This is a genomic window from Pseudomonas sp. Pseu.R1, from assembly GCF_045764065.1.
Lineage (GTDB): Bacteria > Pseudomonadota > Gammaproteobacteria > Pseudomonadales > Pseudomonadaceae > Aquipseudomonas.
The window spans coordinates 4,135,802-4,154,432 of the sequence record NZ_JBJGEE020000001.1 but is presented as its reverse complement, the minus strand read 5'-3'; the positions used below and the strand labels follow the sequence as shown (position 1 = coordinate 4,154,432).

Sequence of the window (18,631 nt, the reverse complement as noted above, 5' to 3'; positions counted from 1 at the left end):
TTCGCGCCAGATCACGAGCAAGCTGCGCGCCTACGCCCTCCGGACAGAATCAAAAGCAACTGCCCACAAAAAGCCCGCATCGCTGCGGGCTTTTTGTTTGCGCTGAACTCAGAAGCGGAACACTTCCAGATCGGTGCGAATCGGAGAGGCCATCGGGATCTTTGGCTTGTCCTGATCGACACGGGTCTTGGCCGGCTGCGCGGCCTTTTTCGGTTCATCAGCGACCAACGGCTGACTGGCGACAGGCTTGACCGCAACGCTCAACTGCTCGGCAAGTCGCTGCAACAGCACGCCCTGAGCCTTGACCTGAGCAGCAGAAGTGCCTGCATGGGGTTCTTCAAGGTGAATCAGCTTGCTGTCGCGTACGGTGCCACGACGGTCCAGCAGGCGCCATTGTGCATCGAGCACCGCAGGCTGATTCTCACCGGAATCCAGACGGGTGATCGACAGCACCACCTGCACGTCCGGAGTGAAATTGGCCGCCGCAGGCGCCATGACCACGCGCTGGCTGTCCAGCTTCCACGCCAGTTGGCGCAGCAGCAGTTGATCGATGTCCGAAGACAGGCTGCCCGCCCAACGCCCGTCGGTCGATGCCGTCAGGCTGCCGTCGGGTTGGCGTTGCAATAATGTTTCCCGTTGCAGGTAATCAGCAACGGAAACCGGCCCCAGCAAAACCGCGACGCCAGCACTTTGTTTAGGTTGTCCTGGATCGCCACTGTCCAGTTGATAAAGCGATTGAGGCTGATGAACGCTACATCCGGCCAAACCCAGAACGCCGGTCAATAACAGAACAAAAGGAACGCGTAAAAAATTCATCATTCCGTCCAGGTGAGCGAATACGACGCGCCCACAATTCAAATAACTCGTAGAAACATGAAAGCGCTGGGCCATGCCAGCGCCAAACGACGTCATATCATCCGTGAATATGCGCTGTGACTCCAGCGATTCTGCGTCGATCTTCGTGACAAACCGAAGATCGATCACTGAAAACACCGCTTTACGTAGCGCTTTCCACTAACAGCGCATCCACGCGCTGGAAACCCCGGGGCAGCTTATTGCCACGACGCCCACGCTCACCTTTGTAGTGCTCGAGGTCGTCCGGTTTCAGAGACAGGGTACGCTTGCCCGCCTGAAGCACCAAGGTGGCGCCGTCGGGAATCACCGCCAGATCGGTCACGTATTCTTCACGGCTGGCCACACGCTCGCCCGGAATACCGATGATCTTGTTGCCCTTGCCTTTGCCCAGTTGCGGCAAGTCGCTGATTTTGAACACCAACAAGCGGCCTTCGGTGGTCACGGCGGCCAGCCAGTTTTGCTCACGATCCGGGACCGGGCGCGGCAGGATGACTTTCGCGCCCGCAGGCAGGCTCAGCAATGCCTTGCCCGCCTTGTTCTTGGCTTGCAGGTCTTCACCCTTCACCACGAAGCCATAACCGGCGTCAGAGGCGATGACGTAAAGCGCTTCATCGTCCGGCAACAGCACACATTCGAACGTCGCAGCAGGCGGTGGCGTCAGACGACCGGTCAGCGGGTCGCCCTGCCCACGAGCCGACGGAAGGCTATGTGCGGCGAGCGAATAACTGCGTCCGGTGGAGTCGATGAACACCGCAAACTGATTCGAACGCCCCGCCGCCGCCGCCTTGAAGCCGTCTCCGGCTTTATAGGAAAGACCTGTGGCGTCGATGTCATGGCCTTTGGCGCATCGTACCCAGCCCTTTTCCGACAGGACAACGGTGACTGGCTCGGTCGGCATCAGCTCGTTTTCAGACAGAGCCTTGGCTTCGGCGCGCTCGACAATTGGCGAACGACGCTCGTCGCCGTAGGTTTCGGCATCCTTGATCAGCTCGCTGCGCACCAGTTTGCGCAGTTTTGCGTCGCTGCCCAGCAGGGCCAGCAGTTTGGCTTGCTCTTTCAGCAGTTCGTCCTGCTCGCCGCGCAGCTTCATCTCTTCCAGACGCGCCAATTGACGCAGACGGGTGTCGAGGATGTAGTCCGCCTGGATTTCCGACAGCTCGAAACGGGCGATCAGGTCGGCCTTCGGGTGATCCGAGGTCCGGATGATGTGAATCACTTCGTCCAGGTTGAGGTAAGCGGTGAGCAAACCTTCCAACAGGTGCAGGCGCTTCTCGACCTTGTCCAGACGGAATTGCAAGCGGCGGCGCACGGTGGTGATCCGGAACTGCAACCATTCGGCCAGCAACGCTTTTAGGTTCTTGAGCTGCGGCTTGCCGTCCAGACCGATGATGTTGATGTTCACCCGATAGCTGGATTCCAGCTCGGTGGTGGCGAACAGATGCTGCATCAGCTCATCAGCGTCCACGCGGTTGGAGCGCGGAATGATCACGATGCGGCAGGGGTTTTCATGGTCCGACTCGTCGCGCAGGTCGGCGACCATCGGCAATTTCTTGGCCTGCATTTGTGCGGCGATCTGCTCCAGCACCTTGGCACCGGAGACCTGATGAGGCAGCGCAGTGACCACGACGTCGCCATCTTCCACGCGATAGACCGCGCGCATGCGTACCGAACCACGACCGCTTTCGTAGATTTTCAGCAGGTCGGCGCGTGGGGTGATGATCTCGGCTTCGGTCGGGTAATCCGGGCCTTGCACGAATTTACACAGGTCTTCAGTCGTAGCCTTGGGGTCGTCGAGTAAGTGCACACAGGCATTGGCGACTTCCCGCAGATTATGTGGCGGCACATCGGTGGCCATGCCTACGGCAATACCGGTGGTGCCGTTGAGCAGGATGTTCGGCAGGCGCGCAGGCAGTACGGCGGGCTCATCCAGCGTACCGTCGAAGTTCGGCACCCAGTCCGCCGTGCCCTGGCCCAGCTCGCTAAGCAGCACTTCGGAATAACGCGACAGGCGCGCTTCGGTGTAACGCATGGCGGCGAACGACTTGGGATCGTCCGGCGCACCCCAGTTACCCTGGCCGTCCACCAGCGTGTAGCGATAGCTGAAGGGCTGCGCCATCAGCACCATCGCTTCATAGCAGGCCGAGTCGCCGTGGGGGTGGAACTTACCGAGCACGTCACCGACGGTACGCGCCGATTTTTTGTGCTTGGCGTCTGCATCCAGGCCCAACTCGCTCATCGCGTAGACGATGCGGCGTTGTACAGGCTTCAGACCGTCGCCAATGTGCGGCAAGGCCCGGTCCATGATCACGTACATGGAGTAGTTGAGATAGGCCTGTTCGGTGAAGTCAGCCAGTGAGCGGCGTTCTACGCCATCTAGGCTGAGGTCAAGGGAGTCGCTCATGCGGGCCTCATCATTTTGTCGTCTGGCGCAGCAGCAAGGTGCCGCCGCGCTGGGTGAATTCGAGTTGTTTGACGGCGCTCATGCCCAGCAGCACCTGATCACCGTCCAGACCGGGCACCACCAGGGCGCGCACATTGTCCAGAACGATGTCGCCGATCTGTAGCCGTTTCAGCGTCGTGCGGAAGGCTTCGGTCCGGCCATTGGCCGTACTGACGTCCACGCGAGCGCCGCGCTCAAGTCGCAGTGTCTGTGCGACGCTTTCGGGAATCGCAACGTTGGTCGCGCCCGTATCGAGCATGAATTCGACGGGACGTGCATTGATCTGCCCCGTCATGACGAAGTGCCCCTGGCGATTGCTCACCAGTTGCACCTCGACATAGCCATCACCGTGTTGCGAAGTGACAGCGGTATTCGGATTTTCCTGACGCTGCTCCCATTCGCCGAAAAAACGCGTCGCCAAAAACAGCGCCGCAGCCCAGACGATGATCAACATCAGACGCCCGGCGCGCTTGCCGGGAGGTGCCTGCGTCAAGGCTTGCCACTCCAGCCACCTTCGGGCGCGGCAAAGCGCCAGACGATGGGCCGTTTTTCGCCATCGGCGCGAGCGCCGAAGTTGTTGTCGGTGCCCACCCACGCGCCGGTGTCATCGACGATCAGCGCTTCGGTCAGACCGTATTTCTGGTCATACAGCCGATTGGGCTGTAAGGCCTCTTTGGCAAACGACCAGCAGGTCTCCAGTTTCCCGGTTTCCAGCGTACGACGGCAGATGCGGTAAGCCGCACGCTCAAGGCTGTAGAGTTTGCCCTTGTACAGCGAGATGTCGGAAAAATCCTTGGCAACGGATCTGCCCCCCAGTTGCGGCGGCAATACGTCGTTACCGGACTCGACCCGCAATATGCAGCTCGCACCACAGGCCCAGCCGTCCTTGCCCAGCGTCGCGGTCAGCAACCCACGCTTCTCGCGCTCGGCCGCCAGCCAGATCTGGTCACCCGCCGGGCTGATGGCGATGCCTTCGAAAATGGCATTGAAATGCTGCAACATCCCCGCCGCCTGGGCTTCCTGCACCAGCTTTTTCGGCAGTTCGAGCCAAGTGGGTTTACCGTTCACCGGAACTTTCAGCACCGTGGCATAGCCTTCGCTGACCAGATAGCGATTGCCTGCCGCGTCACAGCTCACACCCTCGTAATCCAGATCGCCGCCACGAATCAAAGCCGCTGCCTTGGCCATGCCACGCAGCGTCGAGGACAGCCCGCTGTCCGGAATCGGCGGAATCTCCAACACCTGCGCCCGCGCTTTCCAGACTGTGGATGACGTGTCGAGGCTGTACAGCAACGTATCGTCGCGGTCGGAGATCGTCCACAGCGTGCCGTTGCAGGACGCCAGACCCGAGAGGTTACCGCCGACCATGTCGTCGACGGGATGCTCGGACAGCAGCTTCAACTCCGGCAGCGGCTTCTGCTCAACCGGCTGCGCGGCAAGGACGGGCATGGCGGCCAGCAACAGGGCCGCCAGCCACCCTCGCGTCAAACCAGCACCTCGGCCAGGTTGCCTTTGGATTCCAGCCAGTTCTTGCGGTCGCTTGCGCGTTTTTTCGCCAACAGCATGTCCATGATCTCCGAGGTCTCTTCGAAGTTGTCCAGCGTCAGTTGCACCAGACGGCGAGTGTTCGGGTCCATGGTGGTTTCACGAAGCTGCGGCGGATTCATCTCGCCCAAGCCTTTGAATCGCGTCACTTGCGGTTTGCCGCGTTTCTTCTCGGCGACCAGACGGTCGAGAATCCCGTCGCGCTCGGCTTCATCGAGGGCGTAATAAATGTCCTTGCCCAAGTCGATGCGGTACAGCGGCGGCATCGCCACGTAGACGTGACCGGCATCGACCAGCGGGCGGAAGTGCTGAACGAACAGCGCGCACAGTAGCGTGGCGATGTGCAGGCCGTCAGAGTCGGCATCGGCGAGGATGCAAATCTTGCCGTAGCGCAATTGGCTCATGTCCGCCGCGCCCGGATCGACGCCGATGGCGACGGCGATGTTGTGCACTTCCTGGCTGGCAAGCACTTCGCCGCCGTCCACTTCCCACGTGTTCAGGATCTTGCCGCGCAACGGCAGGATGGCCTGAAATTCCTTGTCTCGTGCTTGCTTGGCCGAACCGCCCGCAGAATCACCCTCGACCAGAAACAGCTCGGCGCGCATCGGGTCCTGGCCCGCACAATCGGCCAGTTTGCCCGGCAATGCCGGACCTTGAGTGATGCGCTTGCGCTCGACCTTCTTGCTCGCTTTCAGACGACGGCCTGCGTTGCTGATGGCCAGTTCAGCCAGTTGCATGCCCACTTCGGGGTGCGCGTTGAGCCACAGGCTGAACGCATCCTTGACCACGCCAGACACGAATGCCGCTGCTTCGCGGGACGACAGCCGCTCCTTGGTCTGGCCGGAGAATTGCGGCTCCTGCATCTTCATCGACAGCACGAACGCGATGCGCTCCCAGACGTCTTCCGGGGCCAGTTTCACACCGCGTGGCAGCAAGTTGCGGAACTCGCAGAACTCGCGCATGGCATCGAGCAAGCCCTGGCGCAGACCGTTGACGTGGGTGCCGCCCTGCGCAGTCGGGATCAAGTTGACGTAGCTTTCCTGAACACTGTCGCCGCCTTCCGGCAACCACAAAAGCGCCCAGTCCACAGCTTCCTTGTTACCGGCGAAGGCGCCGCAGAACGGCTCTTCCGGCAGGCGCAGGAAATCGCTGACAGAATCCTGCAAATACGAACGCAGGCCATCTTCGTAATGCCACTCGACCTTCTCGCCCGTGCTCTTGTCTTCAAAACTGACGGTCAGGCCCGGGCAGAGAACGGCCTTGGCCTTGAGTACATGTTTGAGGCGGCTGACAGAGAATTTGGGGCTGTCGAAATACTTCGGATCCGGCGCGAAGAACACGCTGGTGCCGGTGTTGCGCTTGCCCACGGTGCCGATGACCGACAGTTCGCTGGCCTTGAAGCCGTCAGCGAAGGTCATTTCGTATTCGTTGCCATCACGCTTGACCCGCACCCGCACTTGGGTGGAGAGCGCGTTGACCACGGAAATCCCCACGCCGTGCAGGCCGCCGGAGAACTGGTAGTTCTTGTTGGAGAATTTGCCGCCCGCGTGGAGCTTGGTCAGGATCAGCTCAACGCCCGACACGCCCTCTTCAGGGTGGATGTCAACCGGCATGCCGCGACCGTCGTCGGCGACCTCCAGCGAGTTGTCAGCGTGTAGGATGACCTGCACCGACTTGGCGTGACCGGCAAGGGCCTCGTCGACGCTGTTGTCGATGACTTCCTGCGCCAAGTGGTTCGGCCGAGTGGTGTCGGTGTACATGCCCGGCCGTTTGCGGACAGGGTCGAGGCCCGAGAGGACTTCGATGGCGTCTGCGTTATAAGAGCTAGCGCTGGGATTGGCCATGGGGTCTCGTCATCAAGTCGTTCATGAAATGTCGGAGTGCTGCTTATCTTTTCAAGCGTGGTCTACAAATATGTTTCAACTGGCGCCTCTGTCCGCACGCTTGGCTTACAGCGCTGCCAGATCGATGGCCTGCAACAATTCCGGGGCAAAGCCTGCAATGCTCAACAGGGCCGGCATTTTCTGCGCGAAGCCCTGGAAGCTGTGATCGCCGCCCGCTTCGATGCGCAAGGCGCAAGCCCGGTAAAAACCCTGAGCGCGTCGATAATCCAGCGTCTCGTCACCGGTTTGCAACCACACCTGAATGCGCTGCGGGTCCTGCGGTGCAGGCACTTCCAGCTCAGCCAGCGCGTCCACGTGGTCGTGGGTCAGTTCCCACGTCTCGCCGGTGTAGAGGTTGGTCTGGGTGCCGAGAAAGCCGTCGAACAACTGATGCGGGTTCACCGCCGGGTTGATCAGCACGGCCTTGAGGCCATGGCGTTCAGCCAAGTGAGTCGCATAGTAGCCGCCGAGCGAGCTGCCGACCAGTAATGGCCGCCCGCCCAGTTCTTCGATTGCCGCTTCCAGTTGCGCAATGGCCTGACGCGGGTGGTGATGCAACTCTGGAACCCGCAGTCGCTCGCCGAGACCCAACTTTTTCATTAACGCAGTCAGTTGAGTGGCCTTTTTCGACATCGCCGAGCTGTTCAGGCCATGGATATAAAGAAGCGTCGAATGGTCTTGGTTCATGCGTTTGCCTCAAAAAACCGCCAGTCGCTATGCCTCTCAGGGCAGCGAGATTCAAAACCACGCAGTTTACAGAGACAACGGCGTGAAGACTCACGTGATGAGCATTTGCGACGAACTCAGGACATTCCTTTCAGTATCCGGCGCCACTCAGATCGACTTCGAACAAATCCGGTGCGATGCGAGATACCCCGGTTTCGATCTGGCCATCGTCATGCAGGCGCAACCAGCGATAGCCCGGCGCCAGAGAGTCGAGGCCGAAATCCACGCTGTTGGGCGCGAACTGAATGCAGGTGGAGGGCGAGGCCATCAAGCGCACACCATGGCGTGGCTGATCGAACTCCTGATGCACGTGCCCCCAGAGCAACGCACGGGTCTGCGGGAAACGTTCAAGCACCGAAAACAGCGCCTCTGGATTGCGCAGCCCAATCGGCTCCATCCACGCTGCCCCAATCGGTACGGGGTGGTGATGGAGGCACACCAGGTGATGGCGATCCGGCGCCTCGCTCAGCGCCTGCGCGAGCACTTGCAGTTGTTTGTCTTCCAGATAGCCGGGGACCGAGCCTGACACTGATGAATCCAGCATGGTGATTCGCCAATTGCCGACGTCGGTGACAGGGTCAAGCAGATCGCTTTGCTGAGCTGCAATCGCCATCTCCCGCGTCTCGTCGTGGTTGCCCGGCAGCCAGCGTTTCGGCGCCTTGAGCCGGTCACTCGACTCGCGAAAGGCCTGATAAGACTCAACGGTGCCGTCCTGCGAAAGGTCCCCGGTCGCCAGCACCAGGTCAATGTCCGGTTGCTCAGCCAGCACCAGATCGACCACGGCGTTGAGGCTGTCGCGGGTAGTCATGCCCAGCAGCGAGCCGTCCGCCTCGGCGAACAGATGACTGTCGGACAGTTGCACGACCAACACAGAGGACGGATGTGAGGATGCGCTCGGCAAGGGCCATCTCCTTGAGCAGATATGGCCGGATTATGGTGTCTGATTGTGACGACGGCAAACCCGCAGACGCGTGGCAGTTCTCATTTGCACAATAGAACCATCGAAGAAGACCAATCCCTGTAGGAGTGAGCTTGCTCGCGATAGCTGTCCACCTGTCGCAATGAGAGTGACTGATAGCCCGCTATCGCGAGCAAGCTCACTCCTACAGGGGATCAGGACGGTTTGAAATCAACGAACCGCTTCGAACTCATGCCCGCATGCCAGGCAATGGCTCAGCCACTCGCCAAGGAACAGGTTCAACTGCGCCTTTTCATCCGGCTGGTGCATGGCTTCGTTGGGATACGGGTAGATGCCACGGAAACGTCGCGCATGTTCGGCGCCGATGACTTCGGCCATGCGGGCGTCGTGGTAGACCTGCACTTCCAGCACCGGCACCGGCAGCCAAGGCAGGCTGTGTTCCTGACGCACTTGCAGCGTGGTGGTGTACGGGCAGTCGAGCAGCACTTCGACGGCCAGCACGCCGAGCATTTGATCGCCTTGGGTGACAGCCACTCGGCGAGAACGTTGCCCACTGCCCTGACGCATGTCCGGCAGCAGACGCATCAAGCGCGCGTAGTTCGCCTCACAGGCTGCTTGCAGCCCGGCGAGGTCGACACGGTAGCGCTCGCGCAGAAGATTCACGACCAAAGCCCCCTGATTTCGGCACGGTTCAGTGCCAGCCATTGTATTGCGATGATAGTTGCCGCGTTGACGATGCGTCCGTCTTTCACTGCCTGAAAGGCCTCGTCGAACGACCAGACCGACACACGGATATCTTCGGCCTCCTCTTCCAGCCCGTGCAGCCCACCCGCCCCCTCGCTTTCGCATTTGCCCAGGTACAAGTGCACGAACTCGTTACTGCCACCGGGCGACGGAAAGTATTTGGTGATGGGCCAGAGCGATTCGAAGACAAGCCCAGCTTCCTCTTCTCCTTCGCGGTGAGCAACCTCTTCCGGCTGTTCTTTTTTATCGATGAGCCCTGCGACCATCTCGATCAGCCACGGGTTGGGATGCTTGCCGACCACACCAACGCGAAACTGCTCGATCAGCACCACTTCATCGCGCTTGGCGTCATAGGGCAGTACACACACGGCATCGTGACGCACGAACAGTTCGCGCTTGATTTCCGGCCCCATCCCGCCATCGAACAGTTCATGCCGCAGGTGCAGGCGATCCAGTTGGTAGAAACCCTTGAAGCAGGTTTCACGGTGGGTGATCTCATGCTTCGTGGGTGTCGATTTAGCGCTGTCGGTCATGGGTTTTCTCACTGCTAAGCACGGAAGACTTCGCGCCATCCTAACGTGGAGTTGCACGGGATGCAGCCCTCATCGTTGGCAAATTCGGCACTGAGGGTAGACGACCGGACGGGAAAGGCCCTCTAATCCGCCCAGTGGCGAACTGATTGCGCCCCATGCAGTCAAAGCCCGTTGCCGTTCCCCCTCCGGGGTGGCCTTTTATGGCCCTAATCTGCCAACGCCAAGGATCACCATGTCGTTTCTGAAGATCTCTTCAATTGCCTGTCTGGCCCTGATTCTGGGTGCCTGTCAGAGTTTTTTCGAACCCAACATGCGCAAGCCGCTGACCGTTCAGCGCGACGCTTCCGAATTGGTCAAACCTGGCTGCACGGCCACCGATTGCCCGTTGGTGAACATCGACACCGTGCATTTCCCAGACGAGCCAAAACTCGATGAAATCGTTCAGCGCACATTGCTGGGCCTGACCCGCAGCGATTCCGATGGCCCAGTGCCGCCGTCGATCAAAGCCTATCAGGAGCGGTTCCTTGCCAATGCCCCTGCGCGCAATGCCAGCTATTTGCAGGCCAAGGTACGGGAGCAGCATGACGGCATCGTGGTGGTCGAGCTGTCGAGCTATCTGGACACCGGTGGCGCCCATGGCAATCCAGGCCGTGCGTTCATCAATTATTCCCGTCAGCAACAGCGCGTCCTGACCCTCAACGACATGCTGGTGCCGGGCCAGGAAGCGGCGTTCTGGGCGAAAGCAGAACTGGCACATCAGGCGTGGCAAGTCAGCACCAAGCTGGACAAGGACGCCGAGTTCCAGAAGATGTGGCCATTCAAACGCACTTCCAACGTCGCCCTGACGTACGGTGCCGTGATCCTGAAGTACCCGGTCACCACCATCGCCCCGTACGCTATGGGCCACATCGAGCTGAAGATTCCTTACCCTCAGCTCAACGGCATCATCAAGCCGGAACTGTTCCCCGGCCGGAGCTGATCGCCTTACTCAAGATCAGTTGCAGCACGCCAGCCACGATCAGGGCTGGCAGTGTTGCACCCACATCCGGGTACAGATTGGCCAGCGTGTGGTAAGTCGCGATGCCGCCCGCCCACGCCAGCAGCGTCATCCAGCGCAAGCCCACCGTCGCGGCGACATGACTGCGACGACGCAGGATGAAGTGATCCACCAGCACCACGCCGAACAGCGGCGCGAACACCGAGCCGATCAGCAACAGGAAATTCTGGTATTGCGCCAAGGGTGCAAAGCAGGCAATCAGCGTGCAGATGACGCCGATGGCCAGCGCCAGATGCTCGACCTTGACCTTCAACAGAATCCCGCTTGAGACCGCGGCCGAATGAATGTCGGCGAAGGCGTTTTCGGACTCGTCGAGCAAGATCAGCAGCAGTGGAATGCCCATCCCCGCCCCGGCCAGCGCCAACAACAGCGCATTGGCTTCACCGCTCGGCGCAAACGCCAGTGTGTAGGCAACGCCCAAGGTCATCAGCCAGAAGTTACCGATGAAGAAGCCCAGCACCGTGCCACCGAACACACCGGTTGCGCGTTTGCCGAAGCGCGAGTAGTCGGCAATCAGTGGCAGCCACGACAGCGGCATGGCAATCGCGATGTCAAAACCCACCGCGAACGGCATCGAGCCATCTCCGGCGCGAGCCCAGAGTGCCGCCAGATCAGCCTTGGCGAACAGGTTCCAGGTCAGCCAGGCGCACGCCGCCAACAGCAACCAGATGCCCCATTTGCGCAGGATCTGCCGAACGAAGGTCAGGGGGCCGCTGACGGCCAGGAGGGTTGCCAGACCACCGAACAACAGCGTCCACAGCAAGGGACTTGTCCACAGGCTGTTTTCGGAGAATGCACCGGCCGCGAGCAGGCTGGCTGCATCACGCATGACGATGATTTCAAACGAGCCCCAGCCCACCAGTTGCAACAGGTTGAGAACCGCCGGAACTGCCGCACCCTGGGCGCCGAGGCTGAGCTTGAGTGCAGCCATGGACGACAGGCCGGTGTCGCTGCCGATCACACCGACGGCAGCGAGCAGAAGAACGCCAACCAAGGTGCCAAGGAAGATCGCCAGCATCGACCCTGACAAGCCCAGCCCCGGCGCCAGCAAGGCCCCGGTTTGCAGGACCATCAGGCCGATGCCAAGAGAAAACCACAGGGAAAACAGATCGCGCCCGCCGAAGACCCGCTTGGAAGCGGGGACGGGGATGCCGGGGGAATAGGTGCCGGGTGTGTTCACAGTGTGTGATCTCAGAGGAGCATTGTTATTGGGTTTGGTGATCGTTCCCACGCTCCGCGTGGGAACGATCAATCAAGATCGGTCAGACCTTTTTGTAGAGCTGGCTGCCTTCCTGCTTGAACCGCTCAGCCTGCTCGCGCATGCCTTCAGCGACCGAAATATCCACCGCGTCGATCTTCTGGTTGGCCGCGTATTCACGGACTTCCTGGGTGATCTTCATCGAGCAGAATTTCGGGCCGCACATGGAGCAGAAGTGCGCGACCTTGGCCGAGTCCTTCGGCAGGGTTTCGTCGTGGAACGAGCGCGCGGTGTCCGGGTCCAGACCGAGGTTGAACTGGTCTTCCCAGCGGAATTCGAAACGCGCCTTGCTCAAGGCGTTGTCGCGGATCTGCGCACCCGGATGGCCTTTGGCGAGGTCGGCGGCGTGGGCAGCGATCTTGTAAGTAATGATCCCGGTCTTCACGTCGTCTTTGTTGGGCAGGCCCAAGTGCTCTTTCGGCGTGACGTAGCAGAGCATCGCGCAACCGAACCAGCCAATCATCGCAGCGCCGATGCCCGAGGTGATGTGGTCGTAACCTGGCGCGATGTCAGTGGTCAGCGGGCCGAGAGTATAGAACGGCGCCTCGTCGCAGCATTCAAGCTGCTTGTCCATGTTCTCTTTGATCAACTGCATCGGCACGTGGCCGGGCCCTTCGATCATGCACTGCACGTCGTGCTTCCAGGCGATCTTGGTCAACTCGCCCAGAGTTTCCAGCTCACCGAATTGCGCTTCGTCGTTGGCGTCGGCAATCGAGCCCGGACGCAGGCCGTCGCCCAGCGAGAAACTGACGTCGTAGGCCTTCATGATTTCGCAGATTTCGTCGAAGTGGGTGTAGAGGAAGTTTTCCTTGTGGTGCGCCAGACACCACTTGGCCATGATCGAACCGCCACGGGAAACGATTCCGGTCACACGTTTGGCCGTCAGCGGCACGTAACGCAGCAACACGCCCGCGTGGATGGTGAAGTAGTCGACGCCCTGCTCGGCCTGTTCGATCAGCGTGTCGCGGAACAGCTCCCAGGTCAGGTCTTCGGCGACGCCGTTCACTTTTTCCAGCGCCTGATAGATCGGCACGGTGCCAATCGGAACCGGCGAGTTGCGGATGATCCACTCGCGGGTTTCGTGAATGTGCTTGCCGGTGGACAGGTCCATCACGGTGTCCGAACCCCAGCGAATGCCCCACGTCAGTTTCGCCACTTCTTCTTCGATGGACGAACCCAACGCGCTGTTACCGATGTTGCCGTTGATCTTCACCAGGAAGTTACGGCCAATGATCATCGGTTCCAGTTCGACGTGGTTGATGTTGGCCGGAATGATCGCGCGGCCACGGGCGATTTCTTCGCGCACGAACTCGGGGGTGATTTCTTTCGGAATGCTCGCGCCGAAGCTGTGACCGTCGTGTTGCTGCTTCAACAGGCCAGCGGCGCGGGCCTCTTGCAGCTTCATGTTTTCGCGGATGGCGACATATTCCATCTCGGCAGTGATGATGCCTTTGCGCGCGTAGTGCATCTGGCTGACGTTGGCCCCGGCCTTGGCGCGACGTGGGTTGCGCACGTGGGCAAAGCGCAGTTTGGTCAGCTCGGCATCGGCCAGGCGCTGTTGGCCGAAGTCCGAACTCAAGCCATCGAGACGCTCGGTGTCGCCACGGTCATCGATCCACGCCGAGCGCACATCGCCCAGGCCTTTGCGCACATCGATAATGACGTTGGGGTCGGTGTAGGGACCGGACGTGTCGTAGACACAGACCGGCGCATTGATTTCGCCTCCGAAGTCAGTCGGCGTGACATCCAGGCTGATTTCACGCATGGGCACGCGGATGTCCGGGCGCGAGCCCTGAACGTAGATTTTCTGCGAGCGGGTGAACGGTTGAACCGACCCCGAATCGACCTGGGCGGACTCACTCAGATTGGTGCTTTTTAGTGTTGTACTCATCACGGGCTCTCCAGACATCATCCTGCAACGGATTGAATTGTCGGAGCTTGAGCCTGATTCGAACGGACGGAGGCACCCTGAGAAATCAAACGGATGCTGAGAATCGAAAAACGAGGACTGTTCACAAAATGAACAAACACGCCCCCGGACGACACTCAAGAGGACTCGCCGGGAGACGAGAAATCTTGTTCCCTACGCAGGCGCTAACCTGATCAGGTTCAACGGGATCCGGATTATCCGATCTCAGCCTCACAGCAAGGCACCCCGACAAGAACGGCATCAGTCTAGACGCGACCACCTGCTAACGCCAAGCGCGGATTTCAAACGCTCGTTAAATGGCAGGTATGCCCGATTGTTGTCGACAACGTGCGGAACTACACTCGCTACGCGGCGCCAAATGCCGTCTGCTGTCGTTTTGACGGCATCGCGTTAACGAAAACAACTACCAGGGACTGTTTATGCTGCGCAAACTTTCATTGGCGATTGCCGTGTCATGTGCCTCGAACGCAATGGCTGGCGCAGCGGACTTGCCTCTGCCGACCAAGACCGGACTGGTCAGCGTCTATCAGGAAGCCGTCAACAACAACGCCGACCTCGCTGCGGCCCGCGCCAATTACGACGCGCAAAAGGAAGTCGTGCCCCAGGCCCGCGCAGGCCTTCTGCCCAACCTTTCTGGTGGCGCAGACATCAACAACACCCGGACCAAGATCGATGAGCCGTCCGCGGTGATCAATCGCAGCGGCACGGTTTATCGCGCCACGCTAAGCCAGCCGATCTTCCGCGCCGACCGCTGGTTCCAGCTCAAAGCCGCAAAAGACGTCAACGAGCAGGCCTTGCTGCAACTGTCGGCCACGGAACAGAACCTGATCCTGCAAAGCGCCGAAGACTATTTCTCGGTGCTGCGTGCACAGGATAATCTGGCCTCGACCAAGGCCGAAGAAGCGGCCTTCAAACGCCAACTGGATCAGGCCAACGAGCGTTTCGACGTGGGCCTTTCCGACAAGACCGACGTGCTGCAAGCCCAAGCCAGTTACGACACTGCCCGTGCTGCGCGCATTGTGGCCAAGCGTCAGGTAGACGATGCGTTCCAGGCGCTGGTGACCCTGACCAACCGCGAGTACAACTCCATCGAAGGCATCGTCCACACCCTGCCCGTGCTGGCGCCCTCGCCTAACGATGCGAAATCGTGGGTGGACACGGCCTCGCAACAGAACCTCAATCTGCTGGCCAGCAACTACGCCGTCAGCGCTGCCGAAGAAACCCTGCGCCAGCGCAAGGCCGGTCATGCACCGACCGTGGACGCCGTTGCGCAGTACGAGAAAGGCGACAACGATTCGCTGGGCTTCACTAACCCTAACTACACTGGGCAGAACTTTCATGGCAGCGTCGAGCAACGCACCATCGGTCTGCAAGTGAACATCCCGATCTACAGCGGCGGCCTCACCAGCTCGCAAGTGCGCGAAGCCTATGCCCGCCTCGGGCAGACTGAACAACAACGCGAGGGCCTGCGTCGTCAGGTGGTGGAAAACACCCGCAACCTGCACCGCGCAGTGAACACCGATGTTGAACAGGTTCAGGCACGCAAGCAGTCGATCATCTCCAACCAGAGCGCGCTGGAAGCCACGGAAATCGGCTATCAGGTCGGTACACGCAACATCGTCGACGTGCTGGATGCGCAGCGCCAGCTGTATGCGTCGGTACGCGATTACAACAACACCCGCTACGACTACATCCTCGACAACCTGCGTTTGAAGCAGGCGGCGGGAACGTTGAGCCCGGGGGATCTGCAGGATTTGTCGCGGTATCTGAAGTCCGACTACAACCCGGACAAGGACTTCCTGCCACCGGATCTGGCGAAAGAGGCGGCGAAGAATTTCGAGAGGCCGTCGGAGCGGTAGCGCTTATTGGAACTGTGGGAGATTCTATGTTGCCTGGTCTAGCGCTTTCGCCACCAAGGCGGCTCCCACAGAGTCGGCGTCGATCAAAGATCCATGGTTGGACAAGCATCATTGTGGGAGCCGGCTTGCTGGCGAAAGCGCAGGATCAGACACATCAATCGTGAATGACACGCCGCATTCGCCAGCAAGCCGGCTCCCACAGGTTCGGCGACAGCCGTTAGACCAAACGCCCAATCCCATCCAGCAGCTTCTGCAAAGCCCCCTGATTGGCCTTCATCACCGCCAACCCTGCATCGGCCATCGCTTTGGCCTGCTCAGGCTGCTCGATCAATCGCTGCACCACCACTGCCAACCCCGCCGCATCACTCACCTCCTCCAACGCCCCAGCACTGCGCAACAACGCAGCAATTTCGAGGAAGTTGAACAGGTGCGGGCCGCTCAACACAGGCTTATCCAGCGCAGCAGGTTCGAGCAAATTGTGGCCACCATTGGGCACCAGACTTCCGCCAACGAAGGCGATGTCCGCCAAAGCGTAGAGAAACAGCAGCTCGCCCATGGTGTCGCCAACCAGGACCGACGTCGCGCTCGTCACCGGCTCTGCGCTTGAGCGGCGCACACTGGCAAAGCCCTGCTGCTGGCTGAGTTCAAACACGCTGTTGAAGCGCTCAGGATGGCGTGGCACCAAAATGAGCAGCGCATCAGGATGTTGTTTCAGCAACTCGCGATGGGCTGACAAGACCACCTCGTCTTCACCCGCATGGGTGCTGGCGGCGATCCATACGGGGCGCTCGCTGGTCTGCCAGTCCGCGCGTTGCTGTGCGGCGCGGGTAAGCAGTTGTGCGTCGATGGTCAGGTCGAACTTGATCGAACCGGTGACCGTCACGCATTCAGGACGAGCGCCCAAGTCCAGAAAACGTTGGGCCTCAGCCTCGGTCTGCACTGCAATCAGGCTCATCTCGGCCAGCATCGGCCGGGTGAGTTTGGCGAACTTGCCGTAGCCCCGCGCCGAACGCTCTGACAGTCGTGCGTTAGCCAAGACTGTGGGAATGCCGCGTTTCGCACACTGGTGAATGTGATTGGGCCACAGCTCGGTCTCCATGATCACACCGATTTTCGGCTGAATGTGATCGAGAAAACGCCCCGCCGCCCACGGGAAATCGTACGGCAGGTAGCAATGCTGAACCCGAGGCTCGTGAGCGAACATCGATTGAATGCGCTCGGAACCGGTGGGCGTCATGCAGGTGATGGTGATCGGCAGTTCCGGGTAACGCGCCAACAACGACCGAACCATCGGCGCCGCTGCGATGCTCTCGCCAACAGACACCGCGTGCACCCAAATGCCGCCCTTATGCATGGGCGGCAACTCGCGGGCAAAGCGCTCGCTGATACGTTTGGCGTAGGCCGGGGCCTTGCGGGCACGGAGCCAGAGGCGCAGCGCAATCAGGGGCAAACCGAGGTGAAACAGGAAGGTGTAGAGGGTTCTATTCATGGGCGCGGAGTCTATCAGCCAATGGCCTTCAGGTGATGGGTGAAACATTCGGCCAGCCAACGGGCCGCTGGCCCCAGTGGCTCATCGCGACGCCAGACCATTTCCACCACCAGCGCAGGTGGCGTCCACTCGCTGCTCAGTTCGATCATCTGATTTTGATAGGCCGGGTACTGCACCACATGGCGCGGCAGCCAGGCCCAGCCCAGCCCGCGCATCAGCAACTCGGCCATGACGTAGAAGCTGTCCGCGCGCCAGACCTGCGGGCTTAACTGCTCGCCGCCCGGGTAGTCGCTTTGTTGCGGCGCGATCAGTAATTGGCGATGCCGGGCCAGTTGTTGCCGAGTGACCACCGGCTCGCTCGCCAGCGGATGATTGACGGCGCACACGGTGACCATCTCCACGCTGCCCAGCACCCGCCGCTCCAGCGCTTCGGGCATTTGTTCGTGGTGAAACAACAGGCCGAGGTCAGCGCGGCGCTCCACCAGCTTGCGGGCCACGTCGCCTTGCGCGCCGCTGGCCAGTTGCACCTCGACGCTGGGAAAGCGCTGATCCAGCTTGTCCAGGCTGTCGAGCACCGGTTGATACGGCATCGCTTCATCATGGGCCAGTCGCAAGCGGGCTTCCTGACCGCGCATCAACGCCAGCGCACGGCCATCGAGCCGCTCGCATTGGCGCAACAACTCTCGCGCCTCTTCCAACAACGCAGCGCCCGCTTCGGTCAAACGGGGCTGCCGCCCGCTGCTGCGATCGAACAGGCTCACACCCAGATCGGTTTCCAGCATCGCAATCGCACTACTGACCGCCGATTGCGCGCGCTTCGACGCCCGCGCCACCGCAGAAAACGAGCGTTGTTCAGCGACGCTGACGAACAGCCGGATCTGTTCAAGGCTCCATTCCATGATCGTGCAACCTATCAGCCCGTGAGATAGGTAATGACTTTACCCCATCTGCATAGGCTCTAAAATCCACCGCCAATGAAGCGTGAATTTGCAAAGAGGGTTTCCATCATGTCCGCCTACTACCTGCTCGCCATCGCCATCTGCGCGGAAGTCATCGGCACCGTTTCCATGAAAGCCGTCAAAGGCCTGAGCACGCCTCTGCCCCTGCTGCTGGTGATCGTCGGTTACGCCACGGCGTTCTGGATGCTGACGCTGGTGGTGCGCACGATCCCTGTCGGGGTGGCGTATGCCGTCTGGGCGGGAATGGGCATCGTGATGGTCAGCGTTGCCGCGCTGATCATTTACGGCCAGAAGCTTGATCTGCCTGCCATCGGCGGCATGGCGATGATTGTCGCGGGGGTCGTGGTGATCCAGTTGTTCTCGAAAACAGCCGGCCATTAAAGGAGGTCATTGAAAAGCGGCTTCCCTTATAATGCCGCGATTCGTTTTGCCAT

The 18,631-nt window shown here is 60.4% G+C and carries 16 protein-coding genes and 1 riboswitch; of the genes, 3 read left to right on the top strand and 13 right to left on the bottom strand.

Annotation, left to right across the window (positions count from 1 at the left end; all coding sequences use genetic code 11):
* Positions 1–108: 108 nt before the first annotated feature.
* From ACI5GA_RS19095 to ACI5GA_RS19055, 9 genes are all read right to left on the bottom strand, one after another.
* Positions 109–816: a PqiC family protein gene (locus ACI5GA_RS19095; protein WP_404636437.1), complete on the bottom strand. Its 708-nt coding sequence runs from the start codon at positions 814–816 to the stop codon at positions 109–111.
* Between the two features lie 181 nt (positions 817–997).
* Positions 998–3,256: a DNA topoisomerase IV subunit A gene (gene parC / locus ACI5GA_RS19090; RefSeq protein ID WP_404636436.1), complete on the bottom strand. Its 2,259-nt coding sequence runs from the start codon at positions 3,254–3,256 to the stop codon at positions 998–1,000.
* Between the two features lie 10 nt (positions 3,257–3,266).
* Complete coding sequence (locus tag ACI5GA_RS19085; RefSeq protein ID WP_404636560.1) at positions 3,267–3,749, bottom strand: retropepsin-like aspartic protease family protein; 483 nt, start codon at positions 3,747–3,749, stop codon at positions 3,267–3,269.
* A 35-nt stretch (positions 3,750–3,784) separates the two neighbouring features.
* Positions 3,785–4,744 (bottom strand): esterase-like activity of phytase family protein, encoded by a 960-nt coding sequence (locus ACI5GA_RS19080; protein ID WP_404636559.1) that lies wholly within the window; start codon positions 4,742–4,744, stop codon positions 3,785–3,787.
* 35 nt (positions 4,745–4,779) lie between these two features.
* Positions 4,780–6,684, bottom strand: coding sequence for a DNA topoisomerase IV subunit B (parE, locus tag ACI5GA_RS19075; RefSeq protein WP_404636435.1), 1,905 nt, complete (start codon positions 6,682–6,684; stop codon positions 4,780–4,782).
* A gap of 105 nt (positions 6,685–6,789) precedes the next feature.
* A complete protein-coding gene (locus ACI5GA_RS19070) occupies positions 6,790–7,410 on the bottom strand; it encodes a YqiA/YcfP family alpha/beta fold hydrolase (RefSeq protein ID WP_404636434.1) in 621 nt (206 codons plus the stop codon).
* Between the two features lie 130 nt (positions 7,411–7,540).
* Positions 7,541–8,350 carry a 3',5'-cyclic-AMP phosphodiesterase gene (cpdA, locus tag ACI5GA_RS19065; RefSeq protein WP_421423831.1) on the bottom strand — a complete coding sequence of 270 codons (810 nt, stop codon included), beginning with the start codon at positions 8,348–8,350 and terminating at the stop codon, positions 7,541–7,543.
* Between the two features lie 228 nt (positions 8,351–8,578).
* Positions 8,579–9,037: a DUF1249 domain-containing protein gene (locus tag ACI5GA_RS19060; protein WP_404636432.1), complete on the bottom strand. Its 459-nt coding sequence runs from the start codon at positions 9,035–9,037 to the stop codon at positions 8,579–8,581.
* Positions 9,028–9,645, bottom strand: coding sequence for an NUDIX domain-containing protein (locus ACI5GA_RS19055; protein ID WP_404636431.1), 618 nt, complete (start codon positions 9,643–9,645; stop codon positions 9,028–9,030). The genes ACI5GA_RS19060 and ACI5GA_RS19055 overlap by 10 nt, the downstream gene beginning before the upstream one ends.
* A gap of 232 nt (positions 9,646–9,877) precedes the next feature.
* Here ACI5GA_RS19055 and ACI5GA_RS19050 point away from each other — a divergent pair, with 232 nt between their 5' ends.
* A complete protein-coding gene (locus tag ACI5GA_RS19050) occupies positions 9,878–10,624 on the top strand; it encodes an RsiV family protein (RefSeq protein WP_421423829.1) in 747 nt (248 codons plus the stop codon).
* Here the strand turns inward: ACI5GA_RS19050 and cytX are convergent.
* Positions 10,593–11,882, bottom strand: a complete 1,290-nt coding sequence (gene cytX, locus ACI5GA_RS19045; protein WP_404636429.1) for a putative hydroxymethylpyrimidine transporter CytX — start codon at positions 11,880–11,882, stop codon at positions 10,593–10,595. The two genes, ACI5GA_RS19050 and cytX, sit on opposite strands and share 32 nt — an antisense overlap.
* Before the next feature lie 82 nt (positions 11,883–11,964).
* Positions 11,965–13,851 carry a phosphomethylpyrimidine synthase ThiC gene (gene thiC, locus ACI5GA_RS19040; protein WP_404636428.1) on the bottom strand — a complete coding sequence of 629 codons (1,887 nt, stop codon included), beginning with the start codon at positions 13,849–13,851 and terminating at the stop codon, positions 11,965–11,967.
* A gap of 172 nt (positions 13,852–14,023) precedes the next feature.
* A riboswitch (TPP riboswitch) is annotated at positions 14,024–14,128 on the bottom strand.
* Between the two features lie 181 nt (positions 14,129–14,309).
* Here thiC and ACI5GA_RS19035 point away from each other — a divergent pair.
* Positions 14,310–15,749, top strand: coding sequence for a TolC family outer membrane protein (locus tag ACI5GA_RS19035; RefSeq protein WP_421423827.1), 1,440 nt, complete (start codon positions 14,310–14,312; stop codon positions 15,747–15,749).
* Positions 15,750–15,966: 217 nt separating this feature from the next.
* On the opposite strand, the gene waaA is transcribed toward ACI5GA_RS19035, so the two are convergent.
* Together waaA and ACI5GA_RS19025 are read right to left on the bottom strand one after the other, a co-directional pair.
* A complete protein-coding gene (gene waaA / locus ACI5GA_RS19030) occupies positions 15,967–17,238 on the bottom strand; it encodes a lipid IV(A) 3-deoxy-D-manno-octulosonic acid transferase (protein ID WP_421423825.1) in 1,272 nt (423 codons plus the stop codon).
* Positions 17,239–17,252: 14 nt separating this feature from the next.
* Positions 17,253–18,137 (bottom strand): LysR family transcriptional regulator, encoded by an 885-nt coding sequence (locus ACI5GA_RS19025; RefSeq protein WP_404636425.1) that lies wholly within the window; start codon positions 18,135–18,137, stop codon positions 17,253–17,255.
* Between the two features lie 108 nt (positions 18,138–18,245).
* Between ACI5GA_RS19025 and ACI5GA_RS19020 the strand changes: the two genes are divergently transcribed.
* Positions 18,246–18,578 carry a DMT family transporter gene (locus ACI5GA_RS19020; protein WP_404636424.1) on the top strand — a complete coding sequence of 111 codons (333 nt, stop codon included), beginning with the start codon at positions 18,246–18,248 and terminating at the stop codon, positions 18,576–18,578.
* The last annotated feature ends 53 nt before the right edge of the window (positions 18,579–18,631 follow it).

What these genes read in the sequence shown, in the direction of transcription:
- ACI5GA_RS19095 (WP_404636437.1), bottom strand. Translation starts at nt 816, where the DNA reads ATGAATTTTTTACGCGTTCCTTTTGTTCTGTTATTGACCGGCGTTCTG.
- parC (WP_404636436.1), bottom strand. Translation starts at nt 3,256, where the DNA reads ATGAGCGACTCCCTTGACCTCAGCCTAGATGGCGTAGAACGCCGCTCA.
- ACI5GA_RS19085 (WP_404636560.1), bottom strand. Translation starts at nt 3,749, where the DNA reads ATGTTGATCATCGTCTGGGCTGCGGCGCTGTTTTTGGCGACGCGTTTT.
- ACI5GA_RS19080 (WP_404636559.1), bottom strand. Translation starts at nt 4,744, where the DNA reads ATGCCCGTCCTTGCCGCGCAGCCGGTTGAGCAGAAGCCGCTGCCGGAG.
- parE (WP_404636435.1), bottom strand. Translation starts at nt 6,684, where the DNA reads ATGGCCAATCCCAGCGCTAGCTCTTATAACGCAGACGCCATCGAAGTC.
- ACI5GA_RS19070 (WP_404636434.1), bottom strand. Translation starts at nt 7,410, where the DNA reads ATGAACCAAGACCATTCGACGCTTCTTTATATCCATGGCCTGAACAGC.
- ACI5GA_RS19055 (WP_404636431.1), bottom strand. Translation starts at nt 9,645, where the DNA reads ATGACCGACAGCGCTAAATCGACACCCACGAAGCATGAGATCACCCAC.
- ACI5GA_RS19050 (WP_421423829.1), top strand. Translation starts at nt 9,878, where the DNA reads ATGTCGTTTCTGAAGATCTCTTCAATTGCCTGTCTGGCCCTGATTCTG.
- thiC (WP_404636428.1), bottom strand. Translation starts at nt 13,851, where the DNA reads ATGAGTACAACACTAAAAAGCACCAATCTGAGTGAGTCCGCCCAGGTC.
- ACI5GA_RS19035 (WP_421423827.1), top strand. Translation starts at nt 14,310, where the DNA reads ATGCTGCGCAAACTTTCATTGGCGATTGCCGTGTCATGTGCCTCGAAC.
- waaA (WP_421423825.1), bottom strand. Translation starts at nt 17,238, where the DNA reads ATGAATAGAACCCTCTACACCTTCCTGTTTCACCTCGGTTTGCCCCTG.
- ACI5GA_RS19025 (WP_404636425.1), bottom strand. Translation starts at nt 18,137, where the DNA reads ATGGAATGGAGCCTTGAACAGATCCGGCTGTTCGTCAGCGTCGCTGAA.
- ACI5GA_RS19020 (WP_404636424.1), top strand. Translation starts at nt 18,246, where the DNA reads ATGTCCGCCTACTACCTGCTCGCCATCGCCATCTGCGCGGAAGTCATC.